The sequence below is a fragment of the Streptomyces bullii genome, assembly GCF_042657145.1.
In the GTDB taxonomy this organism is placed as follows: domain Bacteria; phylum Actinomycetota; class Actinomycetes; order Streptomycetales; family Streptomycetaceae; genus Streptomyces; species Streptomyces bullii.
The window spans coordinates 501,756-519,496 of the sequence record NZ_JBHSNY010000004.1; the positions used below are offsets into that span (position 1 = coordinate 501,756).

Sequence of the window (17,741 nt, forward strand, 5' to 3'; positions counted from 1 at the left end):
TGAGAAGGTGGAGCCATGAGCGGATCACGTACGGGCGCCGGGCACGTCGTCGTCATCGGCGCGGGCATCGCGGGGCTGGCCGCCGCCCACCGGCTGCTGGAGCGGGGGGCGCGGGTGACCGTGATGGAGGCCTCGGACCGGGTCGGCGGCAAGCTGCTGCCCGGCGAGATCGCGGGCGCCCGCGTCGATCTCGGTGCCGAGTCGCTGCTGGCCCGCCGCCCCGAGGCGGTGGCCCTGGCCCGTGAGGCGGGCCTCGCCGACCGCCTCCAGCCCCCGGCCACCGCGACGGCCTCCCTCTGGACGCGCGGCGCCCTGCGCCCGATGCCCAAGGGACACGTCATGGGAGTGCCCGGCACCGCGTCCGCCCTGGCCGGTGTCCTGTCCGACGAGGGCCTGGCCCGCATCGAGCGCGACGCCGACCTGCCCCGCACGGAGGTCGGCGACGACGTCGCCGTCGGGGAGTACGTGGCCGCGCGGCTCGGCCACGAGGTCGTGGACCGGCTGGTGGAGCCGCTGCTGGGCGGGGTGTACGCGGGTGACGCGTACCGCCTCTCGATGCGCTCCGCCGTCCCGCAGCTCTTCCAGGCGGCCCGGACCCACACGTCCCTGACGGAGGCGGTCCGCGAGATCCAGTCCAGGGCGGCCACCGCCCAGCAGACCGGACCGGTGTTCATGGGCATCCAGGGCGGCGTCGGTACCCTTCCCCTCGCCGTCGCGGAGTCGGTACGGGCACGCGGCGGCGAGATCCTCACGGGGACGCCGGTGACGGACCTGCGCAGGGCGGCGCCGCCGGGGCGGCAGGGCAGCGACGGGCCGGCGGCGGGCGGTACGGGGGCGGCGAGCGGGGAGCCGGGGCACGCCGCGTCGCAGCCCGCGGCCGGGCCGACGCACGCGCTCTGGCGGGTCGTCGCCGGGGGCCGGCTGCTGGCCGCCGACGCCGTGATCGTCTCCGTCCCCGCGCCCGCGGCCGCGGCGCTGCTGCGCGCCGAGGCGCCCGCCGCCGCGGCCGAGCTGGCGGCCGTCGAGTACGCCTCCATGGCCCTGGTCACCCTCGCCTACCGGCGTGCCGAGACCCGGCTGCCCGCCGGCAGTGGCTTCCTGGTTCCGCCCGTGGACGGGCGCACCATCAAGGCGTCCACCTTCGCCTCCCAGAAGTGGGGGTGGATCGGCGACGAGAACCCCGGCCTGGTCGTCGTGCGCACCTCGGTCGGGCGGTACGGCGAGACGGAGATCCTGGGGCGCGACGACGCCGAGCTCGTCGAGGTCTCCCGCCAGGACCTGAAGGCGGCCACGGGCCTGGACGCCACACCCGTCGAGGCCCGCGTCACCCGCTGGGACGGCGGCCTGCCCCAGTACCCCGTCGGTCACCACGCGCGCGTGGCCCGTGTCCGCGAGCACGTCGCCGAGCTGCCGGGGCTGGCCGTGTGCGGCGCGGTGTACGACGGCGTCGGCGTCCCCGCGTGCATCGCGAGCGCGTACGCCGCCGTCGACCAGATCCACGGTGACCTGCGGGCCGTGCGGCAGCTCACCGCCCACCCGGTGCAGAGTCTGCACGGCGGAGCGGGAGAATGAGGACCATGAGTGACGACGCCCCCACCACCGCCCCCGACCGGATCCCCAACAAGGGCAAGCTGGCCAAGGACCTCAACGAGGTCATCCGCTACACGCTCTGGTCCGTCTTCCGGCTGAAGGACGTGCTGCCCGAGGACCGCGCGGGGTACGCCGAGGAGGTCCAGGAGCTGTTCGACCAGCTCGCCGCCAAGGACGTGACCGTGCGCGGCACCTACGACGTGTCCGGCCTGCGTGCCGACGCCGACCTCATGATCTGGTGGCACGCCGAGACCAGCGACCAGCTCCAGGAGGCGTACAACCTCTTCCGCCGCACCAGGCTGGGCCGTGCGCTCACGCCCGTGTGGTCGAACATGGCGCTGCACCGCCCCGCCGAGTTCAACCGCTCGCACATCCCGGCGTTCCTCGCCGACGAGACGCCGCGCAACTACGTCAGCGTCTACCCCTTCGTGCGCTCCTACGACTGGTACCTGCTGCCGGACGAGGACCGCCGCCGCATGCTCGCCGACCACGGCAAGATGGCCCGCGGATTCCCGGACGTGCGCGCCAACACGGTCGCCTCCTTCTCCCTCGGCGACTACGAGTGGATCCTCGCCTTCGAGGCCGACGAGCTGTACCGCATCGTCGACCTCATGCGTCACCTGCGCGGCTCGGAGGCCCGCCGGCACGTCCGCGAGGAGGTGCCGTTCTTCACGGGGCGCCGCAAGGACATCGCCGAGCTGGTCGCCGGGCTCGCCTGATCAGCGGGTGAACCGGTCCGCGCGACTCAGTCGTGCGCCTCGCCGAAGGTGTCGCGGAACGTCTCGCGGTGGGCGAAGGCCGCCCGCAGGTCCGGTTCGCCGACCGCCTGGACGCCGCGTACGGCGACGGTCGTGAGGTACGTACGGTCGTCGCCGCCGTCGGCGTGCCGGGCGAGCCCGCCCAGCAGCCGCTGACCGGCGGGGGAGGCCCAGCGCGAGTACGGGTGGACCTCCATCCGGGCGATGGCGAGACAGCTCAGCGTCAGGGCGAGCGGCAGCGCGAACCACAGGGCGACCAGGTGGCGCGGCACGTCCGGCGGTTCGGGCAGCAGCAGCGCGATCGCCCCCAGTCCGACCACCGCGACCGCCGCGAGCCGCACCTGGCGGACCGTGGCCGCGACCGTCGTACGGGCCCCGTCGGGCACGGCGAGCCCCGCCCGGACCAGCCGGTCGGCGATGCCCCGCACCGCGTCCGCCGCCGCCGCGGCGGCCCGCACCGGCGCGATACGGGACTGTCCCTCCGGTCCGATCGCCCCTATCACCGACCGCTCCATCTCGTCCCGCCCGCGCGGATCGACGACCGTGGCCCAGCCGGTGTGGGCCAGCAGCAGCCGGCGCTGGCGTGCCATGGCGACGAGCGTGACGTCGGCGACCCGCCGGGGGCCGCCGGACAGGAAAGCGGCCTCGTACAACGTCAGTTCGTGTCCCCGGCCCGTGGTCGCGTCTTCGGAGTCGGCGGTCGCCGCGCGCACGGCGGCCAGGCACAGCCGCGTGCACGCCGTGCCGGCGACGGCCCAGGCCAGCAGCAGAAGAAGGACCCAGAACATGAGTTGTTTGTATGTGACACGGTCGTGAGAACACCATGCCTTGTTCACCATCCGGACGCAGTGTTGTCGGTATGTGACGTTCCGTTTTGGTCCGGTGGTCAGGAGTCCTCGGTCTGCCGGGGCGGCGGACTCGACGCGGGGGGCGGGAGCGGGTAGCTCGGCGACGGCGAGGGGGTGACCGGCACGGCCGGAGCGGGGTCGGCGACCGGGCCCGGCGGGGCGGGTGAGGGGGTGGCCGGAGGAGTGTTCGCGGCGGCCATCTCCCGGGCCAGCGCCTCGTAGTCCACGTATCCGGTGGCCTCCAGCACCTTGATGTGGTCGAGCACGGTGGTGTTGGCGTCGTCGGCGAGGGCGCGCACCAGCGAGTTGCGGGTGCTCGCGCGGACCTGGGCGACGACCGAGAAGACCCTGCCGTGCGCCAGCCGCAGGAGATTGGCGAACTGCCGGTCGTAGTCCACGCCCTGCGACGTGTTCAGGATCCCGAGCCACTCCTTCTGCTGGTCGCTGGGCTCGTTGGGCAGTTCGAGCCCGAGCCGCGCGGCGACCCCGCGCACCCGCTCGTCCAGGAACGTGTGCCCGTCGACGAGGTGCTGTCCCGCCGTCCGTACGGCCGGGGTCGTGCCCTTCAGCTGCGCCTGCTGCCCGGCCGGCAGTTCCCACAGCCCGGCCAGCCGGACCTTGGTGACGAAGTCCCGGTCCAGCGCGGACAGCGGTCCGTAACGCGTCGAGACGGCCTGGGCGTTCAGGAGGTCCGGGCCCGTCACCGAGCGGTCGGCGTACGACCAGATCGGAAAGACCAGCGCGGCGAGTGTCGCCGCCAGGCAGGTGATGATGAGCCCGGTGCCACTGAATATGCCTCGGCCTTTGACGGGTGGTCGCGGTCGCATGGTGCCTCCTGTTGCGGCACCGCACGCTAGTGCGCTTCGGGTGCGGGATTGGCATATTACTGCGCGGTCTAAGTGAACTGCCGCAGGATCTCGCAGGGTTGAAACCGGGTCAGTGCGGGCGAAGAGGGGGAGGCATGTCGGGTGACATACGGCGACATGGACCCCTGAACCGGACACCGCGCTGTCCATGCGCGGTTGAGGTGTCAATCCCCGCACACTCGGGGGTGGACGGGATGAGAGTGGGCGGTCAGTGGGGGAGCGGGGTGCGGGGTGCCCACCGGGCCCCGCCGTTCCCATGCCCGTGCCTGTTCCCGCTGCGGTCGGCCCGCTGGGCACACCGGGCCCGGCAGGTTTTTCCCGTGTTCGTGCCCGCCTCCGCCGAGGGCGGTCCGCTCTCGCGCACTGTGCCGTGCGCGCTGTCTCCCGTGTCCGTGCTCGCCCTCGCTGTGGTCGGCCCGCTGGGCAGGCCGCCCCGGGCGCGCTGTTTCCTGTCCGCCAGCGCCCGCGAGCGGCTCCGCCGGTCGGCTCACCCGCGACGCAGCAATACCTTCCGCGTGGCGCGGGCCAACCGCACCGCCGGTCGCCGGGATCGCGGCACCGGGCCGGACCGCTCCAGCCACCACTCCCGCAGGTCCCGCCGTACCCGCGCGTCGTCCAGGCGTCCCTCCCGCAGTGACCACTCGGCGAAGTCCAGCGCGTCCCGCCGGTACCCGCCCGTCATCGGATGCCGCTGCGCGTACGCGAGGAAGGTCTCGCGGTAGGACGCCCCGAGCATCACCGGCAGTTCGGGCGCGACCTTCGCCACGACGTCCGCCCGCTTCGCGGCCAGCGCCCGCGCCTGTACCCCCACCCGCACCCGGTCGAAGCCCTCCGGCACCGGCGTCCCGGCGACCAGCGCGGACAGCAGGGCGGCCTGCGCGAGTGCGATCCGCTGCCGGGCCGCCTCGGCCGGCCGGTTTCGCGGCATGCGGGCAGCGCCCTCGGTCATGGGCGCGGGGTCCGAGGGCGTCGGTCCCCCGGCCGCCGCCTCCCGCCCCACCGCCCCCTTCTCCAACGCTCCCCGGATCGCCCCCAACTCCCCTACCAGTTCGTTCGGCTCCGGGAAGTTCTCGTCCCGCTCCAGCAGTACACCCGCCGGGGAGACCCTGGAGGCGAGGTCGGTCAGGATGTCGAGGACCGGCTCGGGGACGGGGTGGGCGTGGCTGTCGTGCCAGACGCCGTCGCGTGCGAAGCCGCCCGCGACATGGACGTAGGCGATGGCCTCCAGGGGCAGTTCGGCCAGCGCCTTGGCCGGGTCCTCGCCGCGGTTGACGTGGTTGGTGTGCAGGTTCGCCACGTCGATGAGCAGCCGCACCCCGGTCCGGTCGGCCAGCTCGTACAGGAACTGTCCCTCCGTCATCTCCTCGCCCGGCCACGCGATGAGCGCGGCGATGTTCTCCACGGCGAGCGGTACGGGCAGCGCCTCCTGCGCGATGCGCACGTTCTCGCACAGCACGTCCAGGGCGTCCCGGGTACGCGGCACCGGCAGCAGGTGCCCCGCCTCCAGCCGGGGGGAGGCGGTCACCGGCCCGCCCGCGCGGACGAACGCGATGTGCTCCGTCACCAGCGGCGACCCCAGCGCCTGCGCCCGCTCGGCCAGCGCGGTCAGCCGGCCCTCGTCGGGCCGGTCCGCGCCGCCGAGCCCGAGCGCGACGCCGTGCGGCACCACGGTCATCCCGCGCTCGCGCAGCCGCAGCAGCGAGTCGGGAAGATGCCCCGGGCAGACGTTCTCGGCCACGACCTCGACCCAGTCGATGCCCGGCATGCGCTCCACGGCGTCCGCGATCTCCGGCCGCCATCCGATGCCCGTCCCCAGTCGCTCCATGGTCCCCCTCCTCCACCTCGTCGTCCGCCGCGTCGTGCGTCGTGCGTCGTGGGCGGTGCGCCGTGCGCAGGTCGGCGCGGCGTGCAGGAGTCATCGCCCCGGGAGGGGCGGCCGAACCATGCGGGAGGGACGTTCAGAGCAACATTTGAGCTTCGGCCGGCCGGGCCCCACCCCTTACGGCCGCGCCGGGCGAGCGCCTCGCAGCGCCGGGTGGTCCGCGACCACCGTGCACGAGCCGGGCGCGATCTCCGTGAAACCCGCGTCGCGCACCAACGGCAGCCCGCTGACGGTCAGCCGGGACCAGCGGCCGGGGTCGGCGGTGCGCACGCTGAGCGGAAAGCCCGCGTCGCACCACGCGGCGCGCTCCTCGTCGTTCAGCTCCCACCAGGCGAGCTGGGCGGCGTGACCGGCCTGGGCCATCGCCTTGCCGGCCGACATGCCGAGGTCCGGGTTCATCCAGAGCACGGGCGCCGACAGGTCCGCGTCCACCGGCTGCTCGGGGTCGTCCAGCTCGGTGCCGGAGACCTGGAGCCGGGCCAGCTCCTTGGGCCAGCCGTCCAGCGGGACGGGCGGGAAGACCCGCACTTCCGCGGCCTTGCCGGTGACCGTGACACCGGGCAGACCCTCGGCCCGCCGCCACTCGGCGCCGCGCGCCCGTCGCACCACCTTGCGGATCCGGGCGTCCTGCCAGGCCCGCACCGCCTGCGCCCACTCCCCGTCGCCGACCGACCGCTCGTCGCTCAGCATCACCAGCACGGCGCGCGCCGCGGTCTCCAGCGCGTCCGTACGGGCGGGCGGCGCGGCCTTCTCGATCCGGACGACCAGCGGCAGCACGAACTGCGGTACCGCGTCGCGCGCGATCGGCTCGGACCGGAAGGGGCTGTCGTGCACGGGGGCGCTGTCGTGCATGGAGGTGGTCTCCTGCACGGAGGTGCCGGCGTGCGGGGGCGTCTCGTCGTGGGTCACGACGTCCAGTGTGCCAACCCTGGGGCGCGGGGCTGTGCCTGCTGCCCGCTCACCTCGCGCCGGTCACCCCGAGCAGGCCGTGCGCTGGGCCTCCTGCCACTCGCAGGCGGGGCACAGGGTGATGCCCTTGTACGACTCCGGGTACTCCGTCGGCTCCCGGCACAGCACGCACTCCGCGTAGGGCGGCCCGTCCGCCTTGGGCGGCCTGGTCGCGTCGATCAGGCAGTAGTCGTTCTCGCTCATACGTCCAGCGTAGGACGGCCGGCTCGGACGGATCAGCGCCGCGCGCCCGCCGCCCCGATCAGCTCCGAGACCTTCACGAACCGGAAGCCCTTCCGGCGCAGCTCGGGCACGATCGTCCGTACGGCCCGCTCCGTGACCGGGGCGGCGCTGCGCGTGCAGTGCAGCACCACCACCGAGCCCGGTCGCACCCCGTCCAGCACCTGCCGGGCGACCGCGTCGGCGTCCGTCGCGAACGCGTCCCCGCTCACCACGTCCCACTGCACGGCGGTGACACCGGTGGCGGTCAGCGCCCGCAGCGCCCGCCGGTCGTAGCAGCCGCCGGGGAAGCGGAAGTACGGCATCGCAGCGGGCACACCGGCCTCGCGGAACGCGGCGTAGGCCCGCTCCACGTCCGCCCTCATCCGTTCCTCGGGGACGGTCGGCAGGCCGTAGCAGTCACCGGTGAACGCGTAGTGGCTGTACGAGTGGTTGGCCACCTCGAAGAGCGGGTCCCGCCCGAGGGAACGGGCCTGGTCCGGGTACTCCTCGGCCCACCGGCCCGTCATGAACACGGTGGACGGCACCTTCAGCGCGCGCAGCGTCGCGATCAGCCGCGGATGGTCGAACCGCTCGCCCGCCGCCGCTCGCGGCCCCTGGTCGGCCGTCATGTCGGCGTCGAAGGTGAGCGCGACGGTGCGGCCCTGGTCGCGGGGGCCGTGGTGGAAGACGGGGGTCAGGCCCGCCGGACCGGGGGCGAGCGTGGGCGGCCGGGACGGCGGCGGGGTGGACGGCGGCCGCGCGGACGGCGCCGCGCCGGGCGTCTCCCGCGGGGCCGGGGCGGGGCCGCAGGAGGCGAGGGTGGCGCCGAGGGCGCAGACGGACAGGACGGCGAGGACGCGGGGGACCCGAGTGATCACCGTAGGACCATATGAGGAATGGTCCTCCTGTCCGTGCCGGTGAGGAGTGACGCGACCGGGGAGTCACCCGGTCAGATGTCCCGCCGCTCCAGCGGGCGCGTGGCCGGGCCCTGGATGACCTTGCCGTCGGTGTCGAAGCGGGAGCCGTGGCAGGGGCACTCCCAGGCCTTCTCGGCCCCGTTGAAGGAGACCAGGCAGCCCAGGTGGGTGCAGCGGGCGGACACGGCGTGCAGGGCGCCGGCGTCGTCCCGGTAGACCGCGAGACGGTGGCCGTCGACCCGGACGACGGCGCCCTCCCCGGGCGGCAGGGACTCCACCGGCGGCGAGGGGCGCAGCCGGTCGCCGACGAAGTGGCCGGCGACCTTCGCCTGGGTCTTCAGGAACGACGGGGCCTCGCGCACCTGGGGCCGCAGCCGGCGCGGGTCGTACAGCTCGCTCCACGCGCACGCCCGGCCCGTGATCTGCGCGGTGAGCAGCAGGCTCGCCATCACGCCGCCGCTCATGCCCCAGCCGGCGAAGCCGGTGGCGACGTAGGTGTTCCGGGCGCCCGGGTGCAGCGGGCCGACCATCGGCACGGTGTCGGTGGGGTCGTTGTCCTGTGTGGCCCAGCGGTGGGTGACCCGCAGGTCGGGGAAGTGGTCGGTGGCCCAGGCGGTGAGGCGGTCGAAACGGGCACGCGTGTCGCCCGTGCCGGGCGTGAAGTGCTCCCCGGTGACGATCAGCAGACGCCGGTCCCCGTCCAGGGGCGCCGTCCGCACCGAGCGCGTGCCCTCGTCGGGCGTGATGTACATGCCGTGCGGGTCCCGGTCGGCGGGGACGGGGCCGGCGACGACCAGCTCCCGGCGCGGGGAGAGCCGGGTGAACAGCAGCGCCCGGTCGAAGATCGGGTAGTGCGTGGCGACCACGACGTCCTGGGCCGTCACCGTCGCCCCGGTCGCCGTCGACAGCCGGCACGGCTCGCCCTCGTCCAGGCCGAGGACCGTGGTGTCCTCGAAGATCCGCCCGCCGCGCGCGACCAGGTCGGCGGCGAGGGCCAGCAAGTACTTGCGCGGGTGGAACTGCGCCTGCCCGGTGACCTCGACCGCTCCCGCCACCGGGAAGGGCAGCCCGGTCTCCGTCACGAACGAGGCCGGCAGCCCCGCCTCCCGGGCCGCCCGCGCCTCGGCCCGCAGCTCGTCCACCCGGCCCGCGTCGCAGACGTAGGTGTACGCGCTCCTCGGCTCCCACTCGCAGTCGATGCCGAGCTCCTCGACGACCGCCGCCGCGTGCTCGATCGCCTCGGACTGCGAACGGGCGTACAGTCGCGCGCCCTCCTCGCCCCGGGTGCGCCGCAGCTTGTCGTAGATCAGCGAATGCAGCGCGGTGACCTTGGCGGTGGTGTGCCCGGTGACACCGGCCGCGACCCGCCCGGCCTCCAGCACCGCCACGCTCCGCCCGGCCCGCGCCAGCTCCCACGCCGTGCACAGCCCGGCGATGCCGGCGCCGATCACGGCCACGTCGACGTGCACGTCCTCCGTCAGGGCGGGGTGCTGCCCGTCGGGTGCCGTGTCCAGCCAGTAGGAGCCTTTGACCTGCTGCTTGTCGCTCATGGCTCGCCGAGTACCCCGGCGGGCGGCGTTCAGTGTCCCAGGCGCCGCCCCCGCACCTGCCGACCGCCCGGTCGGTGACGCGCCGGGGCGCCGGGGTGCTTCAACCCGGTGACGCGCCGGCGCGCCGGGTGCACGGACCCGGCGCCCCGGCGCGCCCGGCGGCTCCGGCTAGCGGCGCCAGGGGCCCGTCACCGCGAACGTCGTCCCGGGCGCGTAGCAGTTGACGTACATCGTCTCGCCGTCGGGCGAGAAGGTGACGCCGGCGAACTCGCCCCACTCCGGCGCGTCGGGCGTGCCGATGTTCTGCCGGTTGCGGGCCATCGCGTACACCTCGCCGCGCCTGGTCACGCCGTAGACGTGCTGGGCGCCGTCACCGTCCTCGCAGACCATCAGGCCGCCGCTCGGGGCCAGGCAGATGTTGTCCGGTGACTCGCCCGGCAGCTGCACGTCCGTGTCCGGGCCGAAGACGATCACCAGGGTCAGCCGGCGCCGGTCCGGGTCGTACCGCCAGATCTGCCCGTAGTGGTCGGCCGCGGAGCCCTCCGCGCTGCGCGCGAAGGACGACACGAAGTACACGCTGCGCCCGCCCCAGTAGCAGCCCTCCAGCTTCTGCGCGTGCGTGATGCCCTTCGGGCCGAAGTCCTGCAGTCGGATGGGGGTTCGGGCCGCCTGCGGGTCCGGCACGTCCACCCACTCGACGCCGTCGAAGCAGGCGCCCGTCTCCTGGATCGTGGACAGGTCGGGCACGCCCGGCACCCGCATCGCCTGCAGTCGGCCGCCCGCGCGCAGCGAACCGAGCCCGCCCAGCGGCTTGTTCGGCAGGAACCGGTAGAAGAGGCCGAACGGCTTCTGGAAGGCGTCCTCGGTCTCGTAGACCACGCCCCGCTGGGGGTCGACGGCGATCGCCTCGTGCTGGAAGCGGCCCATCGCGGTCAGCGGCACGGCTCCGGAGCGGCGCGGGTCGGCCGGGTCGACCTCGAAGATGAAGCCGTGGTCCTTGGCGTAGCCGGCCGTGCCCGCCTTGTCCTCGGTCTCCTCGCAGGTCAGCCAGGTGCCCCAAGGAGTAGGCCCACCCGCGCAGTTGACGGCCGTACCGGCGATGGCGACCCGTTCCGACAGGACGTTGTCGCGGGAGTCCAGCGTCAGGGCCGTGCAGCCGCCCTTGGCCGCCGGGTCGTAGGTGAGGCCCTCGACCACCGGGACCGGGATCCTGCCGTTGGCGCGGTTCTCGTGGTTGCGGACCAGGTGGACTCGGCCGCCTCTGCCCGCGAAGGCGGCCATGCCGTCGTGGTTGGAGGGGACCCGGCCCTCGCCGGAGCGGAGTGGGTCGCCCTCACGGGACAGCACCCGGTAGCGGAAACCTTTCGGCAGATCGAGGAGCCCGTCGGGGTCCGGTACGAGCGGGCCGTACCCGGTGTGGCCCAGGTTGCGGGCGGCGGCGGTGCCCGCGAAGAGTTCGGACAGGGATCCGGCGAACGCGATGCCGATGCCCAAGGCGCCGGAACGGGCGAGCACCTGACGTCGCGTCGCGGAGCGACCGGTTTCGGACATGGAGCGACCTTCCTGCTGGCGGACAGGGACGGTGACCCCGCTGTGTCTATCACCTGGTGCGAGCCGCGGGAACCACGCGCGTAGCACGTGTCACTGCTCGACGGCGCGCGGCACCTTCTCGTCGGCGTCCTCGACCGCCTCGGCGGAGCGCTCCGCCGGCGGCTGCCCGCCCTTCTCCAGGAAGCGCAGCAGCTCCACCGGGATGGGCAGCACGAGCGTGGAGTTCTTCTCCGCCGCCACCGCCATCACCGTCTGCAGCAGCCGCAGCTGGAGCGCGGACGGCGTGTCCGCCATCTGGTGGGCGGCCTGGGCCAGCTTCTTCGAGGCCTGGTACTCGGCGTCGGCGTTGATCAGCCGGGCTCGCCGCTCGCGGTCGGCCTCGGCCTGGCGGGCCATGGAGCGCTTCATGGTGTCCGGCAGGGACACGTCCTTGATCTCCACGCGGTCGATGGTCACGCCCCACTCCACGGCCGGGCTGTCGATCATCAGCTCCAGGCCCTGGTTGAGCTTCTCCCGGTTGGACAGCAGGTCGTCCAGCTCGCTCTTGCCGATGATCGAGCGCAGCGAGGTCTGCGCCATCTGCGAGACGGCGAAGCGGTAGTCCTCGACGTTGACGATCGCGGCCGCCGGGTCCACGACCTTGAAGTACACCACCGCGTCGACCCGCACGGTCACGTTGTCGCGCGTGATGCCCTCCTGGGCGGGCACCGGCATGGTCACGATCTGCATGTTCACCTTGCGCAGCCGGTCCACGCCGGGGACGACGAGGTTGAATCCGGGCCGGCGCACGTCGCCGTGCAGACGGCCGAGCCGGAAGACCACCCCGCGCTCGTACTGCTTGACGATCCGCGCCGCCGAGGCCACGTACAGCAGGCCCGCGGAACCGGTCGCCGCGGCCGCCGCCAGCAGCTCCTGGAGCATGACGACCTCCCCGTCCAGAGGTCCGATGGGTGTGCTCCCTGTAACGATATGCCCGGCATCCGGTCCGGGGCCATGCCAGGAGCCGGGGCCCCGGGCCCGGACGTGCGTGAGGCCCGGGGCGGTGTACGCCCCGGGCCTCACGGCACGGACGGGTCGCGGGTGCCTAGGCCGCCGTGACCTTCTCGGCCGTTCGGGCCGTCACCGGTTCGGTGACCCGCACGGGCTCCGTCCCGACCGCGCTGTGCCGTTCGGCCCAGCTCTCCAGCGCCGTACGGCAGGCGTGGTCCAGGTGGTGCAGGCCGGACAGGTCCAGCTCCACCGGACGGTCCTGCGGCAGCGCCTCCAGGCTGTCGAGGATCTTCGGCAGCCTGAGGAAGGTCGCGTTGCCCGACAGGTACGCCTGGATCGGACCGGCGCCCTTGTCTATGACCTCCAGCTTGACGTGCGAGGCCTCCCAGGCGGTCTTGACGACAGCCAGGGCCAGACCGATCAGGACACCCTCGAACATGTTCACCGCGACGATCGACACGGCCGTGACGACGAGGATGAACGCCTCGCCCTTGTGACTGCGCCACAGCGCCGCGAGCTGGCGGAACGGGATCAGCTTCCAGCCCGCGTGCACCAGGATGCCGGCGAGCGCGGGAATCGGGATCAGCGCCAGGGCCCACGGCATCGCGGCGGCGAACAGCAGCAGCCACACACCGTGCAGCACGCGCGAGGCCTTCGTCTTCGCGCCCGCGTTGACGTTCGCGGAGCTGCGCACGATCACCGCGGTCATCGGCAGCGCGCCGAGCAGACCGCACACGGTGTTGCCCGCGCCCTGGGCGATCATCTCCTTGTTGTACTCGGTGCGCGGACCGTCGTGCAGTCGGTCCACGGCCGCCGCGCTGAACAGGCTCTCCGCCGAGGCGATCAGCGCGAACGCGACGATCGTGCCCCAGATGGCCGGCCCGGCCAGCTCGCCGAGGGCCTCGGACCCGGGCGGCTGGACGACGCCGAGCAGACCCTCCACCTGGACGGTGGCGACCGGCAGGCTGAAGGCGAGGGAGGCACCCGTGGCCAGGACCACCGCCGCGAGGGCGCCCGGCACGGACCGGACCGCCTTCGGCATCCTCGTCCACAGCACGACGACGGCGACGGTGCCCGCGCCGACCGCGAGGGAGGCCAGGGCCTCGGTGCTGCCGAGCGCGTCCGCGAACGCCCCGGGCAGTCCCACGATCTTGCCGATCCCGGTGTCCGGTGCCTTCAGGCCGGCCGCCGCGTAGATCTGCCCGGCGATGATCACCAGGCCGATACCGCAGAGCATGCCCTCGACGACGGAGACGGAGATCGCCCGGAACCAGCGGCCGATCTTCAAGAAGCCCATGGCGAGCTGGAGCAGACCGGCCATCAGCACGATCACGCCGAGCGTGGCCACGCCGAACTCGCTGACGGCTTCGAAGACCAGCACCGTCAGACCGGCGGCCGGCCCCGACACCTGAAGGCTGCTGCCGGGCATGAGCCCGGTGACGATGCCGCCCACGATGCCGGTGATCAGGCCGAGTTCGGCCGGGACACCGGAAGCGACCGCCACGCCGACGCACAGCGGCACGGCGACCAGGAAGACGACGATCGAGGCGAGGAAGTCCTGCCTCAGGTAAGGGAACTTCGACAACATGGTCTCCAGTCCCCTCAGAGCGTCTCGAAGGTGTCGGACTCCGCGCGGTGTTCCCGCACGATGCCCGTGTGGACCTCGTAGTACCAGCCGTGCAGCCGCAGTTCACCCGACTCCAGGCGCTTTTCGACGCACGGGTAGGAACGCAGCCGCAGCAACTGCGCGAGGACGTGGTTCTGGACGGCCTCGGCGACCGTCGGGTCGGCCGTGTCGGAGCACTTGGGCTCGTCGGCGGCGTTCGTCAGCCAGTCGCGCACGGCCGGCACGGCGGTGAGGTCGTCACCGCGCACCAGTGCGCCGATGGCACCGCAGTGGGAGTGGCCGCAGACCACGATGTCCTTCACCCCGAGCACCTCCACCGCGTACTCGATGGTGGCCGCCTCGCTGGTGGGGTGTCCGGAGGCGTACGGGGGGACGATGTTGCCCGCGGTGCGCAGCTCGAAGAGCTCGCCGGGGCGGGCGCCCGTGATCAGCGCCGGAACGACCCGGGAGTCGGCGCAGGTGATGAACAGGACGTCGGGGGACTGACCCTCGGCGAGGTGAGCGAACTCCTCAGGGCGCTGTCCGAACGTGCGGGCGTTGTCGATGAGGGGTTGCATGATGTGGTGACTCCTCCTGGCGCGCTGTGGGGGCGCGTCGGGCTTGCATGACAGAGGTGGGGGGGTACTGCTCTGTTCCTCAGCAGCGGAAGACCTGGAGTGCGGCCGGAGTGTGGGCTGCCGACCATCTCGAGGTGCGGTGGTGCGCCACGCCGGACGTGATGGGTTCCGGGACGGCCGGGCTCTGCTTCAGCGCGGGGCGTTCGGACGCTCCGGTGGCGTGGTCGGCGGTGTGGAACCGGTCGCGCGTGCGCAGGGGACCGGTCGGGTCCCCGTGGCGTCCGGCGGTCCGGCAGGTGACCATCTCATCGCGCAGCGCTTTCCCGGAGGGCTTGGTTCCGGGTTGAGCCTTGGCCTCTATATGACGGACCGTATGCGCGGATGCGAACGAAGCTGTCGGTGCGAAGAACTGGAGGGCGAGCAGGACGCCGGCGAGGAGCGACGTCACGGTCCGGGTCGTCGTACCTCGGAACATGGGCCCCCCTTCAGGCGGTTGTCGCCTCTGCTTCGCGCCAACGGTTGGTCAACGGCTGGTCAAGAAACACGTTAACCCTGCAAGGCCGTTCGCAGGGTTAACTTAACGTTTCAAGCTGAAGAGAGCCTGAAAACGGCAGGGTGGTTGGCGCGAAGTGGCCCTTGTATCGCGGTTGTTGATCGACTAGTGGGGGCGGGCCACTCGGGGCGGCGGTTTACTCGGTGCCGGCGAGCCGCCCCGCGTCGCGGGCGAGCGCGGTCAGGCGGGAGATCGCGCGGAAGTACTTCTTGCGGTAGCCGCCCTTCAGCATCTCCTCGCTGAACAACCGGTCGAAGGGCAGGCCCGAGGCGAGGACGGGCACCTCCCGGTCGTAGAGCCGGTCGGCGAGGACGACGAGCCTGAGGGCCGTCGACTGGTCGGGAACCGGCCGCACACCGGTGAGGCAGACCGCCCTGATCCCGTCCGTCAGGGCGCCGTACCGGCTCGGGTGCACCCGGGCCAGGTGCTCCAGCAGGTGCGCGAAGTCGTCGAGGGAGGCGCCCTCGGTGGCGTGCGCGGCCTTCGTGACCTGCGCGTCGGAGAACGGCGGCGGCGCCTCGGGCAGGCCCCGGTGGCGGTAGTCCTCGCCGTCGATGCGCAGCGTGCGGAAGTGGGCCGACAGGCCCTGGATCTCGCGGAGGAAGTCGGCCGCGGCGAACCGGCCCTCACCGAGCTTGCCCGGCAGGGTGTTGGAGGTGGCGGCGAGCGCGACGCCCGCGTCCACGAGCTTGCCGAGCAGGGTGGAGACGAGGACGGTGTCGCCGGGATCGTCGAGTTCGAACTCGTCGATGCAGAGCAGACGGTGGCCGGAGAGGGTCTGGACGGTCTGCTGGAAGCCGAGGGCGCCGACGAGGTTCGTCAGCTCGACGAAGGTGCCGAACGCCTTCCGCTCGGGCTCGGCCGGGGTGGCGTGCCAGAGGGAGGCCAGCAGGTGGGTCTTGCCGACGCCGTAGCCGCCGTCGAGGTAGACGCCGCGGGGGCCGGCGGGGGCCTTCTTCGCCGCCTTGCCGAAACCGAACAGCCTGCGCCTGCCGGCGTCCGGGGCGCCGCCCAGCCCCGCCGCGAAGCCCTCCAGGACTCGGACGGCCTCGCTCTGGCTCGGCTGGTTCGGGTCCGGTATGTACGTGCTGAAGCGCACCGAGTCGAACCGCGGCGGCGGCACCATTTCGGCCACCAGCCGGTCCGCGGGGACGTGCGGCTCACGGGCGCACAGGGACAGCGGGGCCGCGTCGGTCACGGGGCCGGTTCCGGAAGCGGCTGTGGAAGAGGACACGGTTCCCCATGCTACGGCGCGTGGAACACTGCACGGCATGCGACGCCTGTTCCCTGTGACCGACGAAACAGCAGCTCCCGCCCCGGGCGGGACGCCGGGAGCCGAGCGGCCCGGTGGGGTCCCGGACGCCGGGACGCCCGCAGTGGCGGACCGCGCCGCGCGGGAGTGGAGTCTGGCCGAGCTGGCCGCCGCGTACGCCTATCCGCAGGCCGCGGCCGGCGGCCGGGAGCCCTGGCTGCGCGCGAACATGGTCGCGACGCTGGACGGGGCCGCCCAGCACGAGGGGCGGTCGCAGCCCATCTCCAGCGCGGCCGACATGCGGATCTTCGGCACGCTGCGGGCGCTGGCGGACGTCGTGGTCGTCGGCGCGGAAACGGTGCGGCAGGAGGGCTACCGCCCGGCACGTGCGCGCGCCGAGTTCACGCCGATGCGTGAGGCCGCCGGACAGGGCCCGGCGCCGGCGATCGCCGTCGTCACCGCCAGCCTGGACCTCGACTTCTCGCTCCCGCTGTTCACCTCGCCCCTGGTGCCCACGCTGGTCCTCACGGGCGCCGCGGCCGCCCCGGACCGCGCCGCGGCCGCCGAGGCCGCGGGCGCCCGTGTGGTGATCGCCGGCGACGGCGTCGGTGTGGACCCGGTCCGTGCCGTACGGGCCCTCGCCGAGCTCGGTCACACCCGGCTGCTGACGGAGGGCGGCCCGCGGCTGCTGGGCCAGATGGTCGCGTCCGGTGTGCTGGACGAGCTGTGCCTCACCGTCTCCCCGATGCTCACGGCGGGCGACGCGCAGCGCATCGCCGGGGGGCCCGCGGTCACGGTGCCGCAGCGTTTCGCGCTGGTGTCGATGCTGGAGGAGGACGGCTTCCTGTTCACCCGGTACCGGCGGGCCTGACATCGGTGGGGGACCGTCGAGATCCGGCCAGGACCTCCGTGGGCCGGGCTGCCGTCCGGGGTTCCGGCCGGAGAGGGCTCGGTGGCCCGCAGGTCCGGTAATCGGCGGAATGTGCCGTTCCGTTTACCGTCCGGCCGGGCACACTGAATGCGGTCTACCCGTGCGATCACGGGGCAGGATGGTTTCCGCAGGGCCTGGTCCGGTACGGCCCACGCAGGACAGGACGAGGGGGCCGACGGCCCCCGTAGGGAGAAGGGGCGCCTGGTGTTCACAAGCGTACTGATGATCGAGAAGGCCCTCACGTCCGCCGACGTGGAGTTCGTCACCACCTTGCACGGGGACGAGCCGGTCTCCTTCCACGTGCTGCTCCAGCCACGCGGCGAGCAGGCGGACCGTCTGCTGCGGGCCATCGACGACGTGGCCCTCGGCGAGCTCGACGAGGCCGTCCGCGAAGGCGAGACACCGGAGGGCGAGGAGGCGCTGAGCGTCGGCCAGCGGGCTCTGGAGGTGTCGCTCGCCGCCCTGCGCGCCTCCGGCAGCCAGGCCGGGGGCCGCCTCATCGAGGACCATCCGCTGGACGCGCTGAAGTCCCTGGTGGAGGAGGTCGACGCCGACGAGGTGATCGTCCTGACCGACCCCCACTACGTGGAGGAGTTCTTCCACCGCGACTGGGCCTCGCGGGCCCGGCACAAGGTGGGGGTGCCGGTGCTGAAACTGTTCTCCCACAGCAAGGCATAGGCTTGGGCGGCGCCCTCGGCA

Annotated in this window: 17 protein-coding genes; 4 read left to right on the forward strand and 13 right to left on the reverse strand. The window is 73.2% G+C overall.

The window, feature by feature from the left end:
• The first annotated feature begins 15 nt into the window (after window positions 1-15).
• Together hemG and hemQ are read left to right on the forward strand one after the other, a co-directional pair.
• Entirely contained in the window at window positions 16-1,572 is a 1,557-nt protein-coding gene (hemG, locus tag ACFPZJ_RS13770) for a protoporphyrinogen oxidase (protein WP_381021007.1), read from the forward strand.
• A gap of 5 nt (window positions 1,573-1,577) precedes the next feature.
• Window positions 1,578-2,309: a hydrogen peroxide-dependent heme synthase gene (gene hemQ, locus ACFPZJ_RS13775; RefSeq protein ID WP_381021009.1), complete on the forward strand. Its 732-nt coding sequence runs from the start codon at window positions 1,578-1,580 to the stop codon at window positions 2,307-2,309.
• A 26-nt stretch (window positions 2,310-2,335) separates the two neighbouring features.
• Here the strand turns inward: hemQ and ACFPZJ_RS13780 are convergent, their stop codons facing one another.
• The 13 genes from ACFPZJ_RS13780 to zapE all read right to left on the reverse strand — a co-directional run bounded on the left by ACFPZJ_RS13780 (window position 2,336) and on the right by zapE (window position 16,093).
• A complete protein-coding gene (locus ACFPZJ_RS13780; RefSeq protein WP_381021011.1) occupies window positions 2,336-3,136 on the reverse strand; it encodes a TIGR04222 domain-containing membrane protein in 801 nt (266 codons plus the stop codon).
• A gap of 98 nt (window positions 3,137-3,234) precedes the next feature.
• Window positions 3,235-4,023 carry a DUF4142 domain-containing protein gene (locus ACFPZJ_RS13785; protein WP_381021012.1) on the reverse strand — a complete coding sequence of 263 codons (789 nt, stop codon included), beginning with the start codon at window positions 4,021-4,023 and terminating at the stop codon, window positions 3,235-3,237.
• Between the two features lie 526 nt (window positions 4,024-4,549).
• Complete coding sequence (locus ACFPZJ_RS13790; protein WP_381021014.1) at window positions 4,550-5,887, reverse strand: MbnB/TglH/ChrH family RiPP precursor modification enzyme; 1,338 nt, start codon at window positions 5,885-5,887, stop codon at window positions 4,550-4,552.
• Between the two features lie 174 nt (window positions 5,888-6,061).
• The gene (locus ACFPZJ_RS13795; protein WP_381021310.1) at window positions 6,062-6,796 is read right to left on the reverse strand and encodes an aminoacyl-tRNA hydrolase; all 735 of its coding nucleotides are present in this window, start codon (window positions 6,794-6,796) and stop codon (window positions 6,062-6,064) included.
• A 120-nt stretch (window positions 6,797-6,916) separates the two neighbouring features.
• Window positions 6,917-7,096: a hypothetical protein gene (locus ACFPZJ_RS13800; protein WP_381021016.1), complete on the reverse strand. Its 180-nt coding sequence runs from the start codon at window positions 7,094-7,096 to the stop codon at window positions 6,917-6,919.
• A gap of 32 nt (window positions 7,097-7,128) precedes the next feature.
• Window positions 7,129-7,992: a polysaccharide deacetylase family protein gene (locus ACFPZJ_RS13805; protein WP_381021017.1), complete on the reverse strand. Its 864-nt coding sequence runs from the start codon at window positions 7,990-7,992 to the stop codon at window positions 7,129-7,131.
• Between the two features lie 71 nt (window positions 7,993-8,063).
• On the reverse strand, window positions 8,064-9,581 hold the full coding sequence (locus ACFPZJ_RS13810) for an FAD-dependent oxidoreductase (RefSeq protein ID WP_381021018.1): 1,518 nt from the start codon (window positions 9,579-9,581) through the stop codon (window positions 8,064-8,066).
• A gap of 168 nt (window positions 9,582-9,749) precedes the next feature.
• A complete protein-coding gene (locus ACFPZJ_RS13815; protein ID WP_381021020.1) occupies window positions 9,750-11,132 on the reverse strand; it encodes a PhoX family protein in 1,383 nt (460 codons plus the stop codon).
• Between the two features lie 90 nt (window positions 11,133-11,222).
• Window positions 11,223-12,053, reverse strand: coding sequence for a slipin family protein (locus tag ACFPZJ_RS13820; RefSeq protein ID WP_381021021.1), 831 nt, complete (start codon window positions 12,051-12,053; stop codon window positions 11,223-11,225).
• A gap of 163 nt (window positions 12,054-12,216) precedes the next feature.
• Window positions 12,217-13,710 (reverse strand): SulP family inorganic anion transporter, encoded by a 1,494-nt coding sequence (locus ACFPZJ_RS13825; RefSeq protein ID WP_381021023.1) that lies wholly within the window; start codon window positions 13,708-13,710, stop codon window positions 12,217-12,219.
• A gap of 14 nt (window positions 13,711-13,724) precedes the next feature.
• Window positions 13,725-14,306: a carbonic anhydrase gene (locus tag ACFPZJ_RS13830; protein ID WP_381021024.1), complete on the reverse strand. Its 582-nt coding sequence runs from the start codon at window positions 14,304-14,306 to the stop codon at window positions 13,725-13,727.
• Window positions 14,307-14,385: 79 nt separating this feature from the next.
• The gene (locus ACFPZJ_RS13835; protein ID WP_381021025.1) at window positions 14,386-14,781 is read right to left on the reverse strand and encodes a hypothetical protein; all 396 of its coding nucleotides are present in this window, start codon (window positions 14,779-14,781) and stop codon (window positions 14,386-14,388) included.
• A 214-nt stretch (window positions 14,782-14,995) separates the two neighbouring features.
• Window positions 14,996-16,093, reverse strand: coding sequence for a cell division protein ZapE (gene zapE, locus ACFPZJ_RS13840; protein WP_381021027.1), 1,098 nt, complete (start codon window positions 16,091-16,093; stop codon window positions 14,996-14,998).
• A gap of 37 nt (window positions 16,094-16,130) precedes the next feature.
• On the opposite strand from zapE, the gene ACFPZJ_RS13845 reads away from it, so the two are divergent.
• Window positions 16,131-16,982 carry a pyrimidine reductase family protein gene (locus tag ACFPZJ_RS13845; RefSeq protein WP_381021028.1) on the forward strand — a complete coding sequence of 284 codons (852 nt, stop codon included), beginning with the start codon at window positions 16,131-16,133 and terminating at the stop codon, window positions 16,980-16,982.
• A 264-nt stretch (window positions 16,983-17,246) separates the two neighbouring features.
• Window positions 17,247-17,720: an indole-3-glycerol phosphate synthase gene (locus ACFPZJ_RS13850; protein WP_381021030.1), complete on the forward strand. Its 474-nt coding sequence runs from the start codon at window positions 17,247-17,249 to the stop codon at window positions 17,718-17,720.
• Window positions 17,721-17,741: the final 21 nt, after the last annotated feature.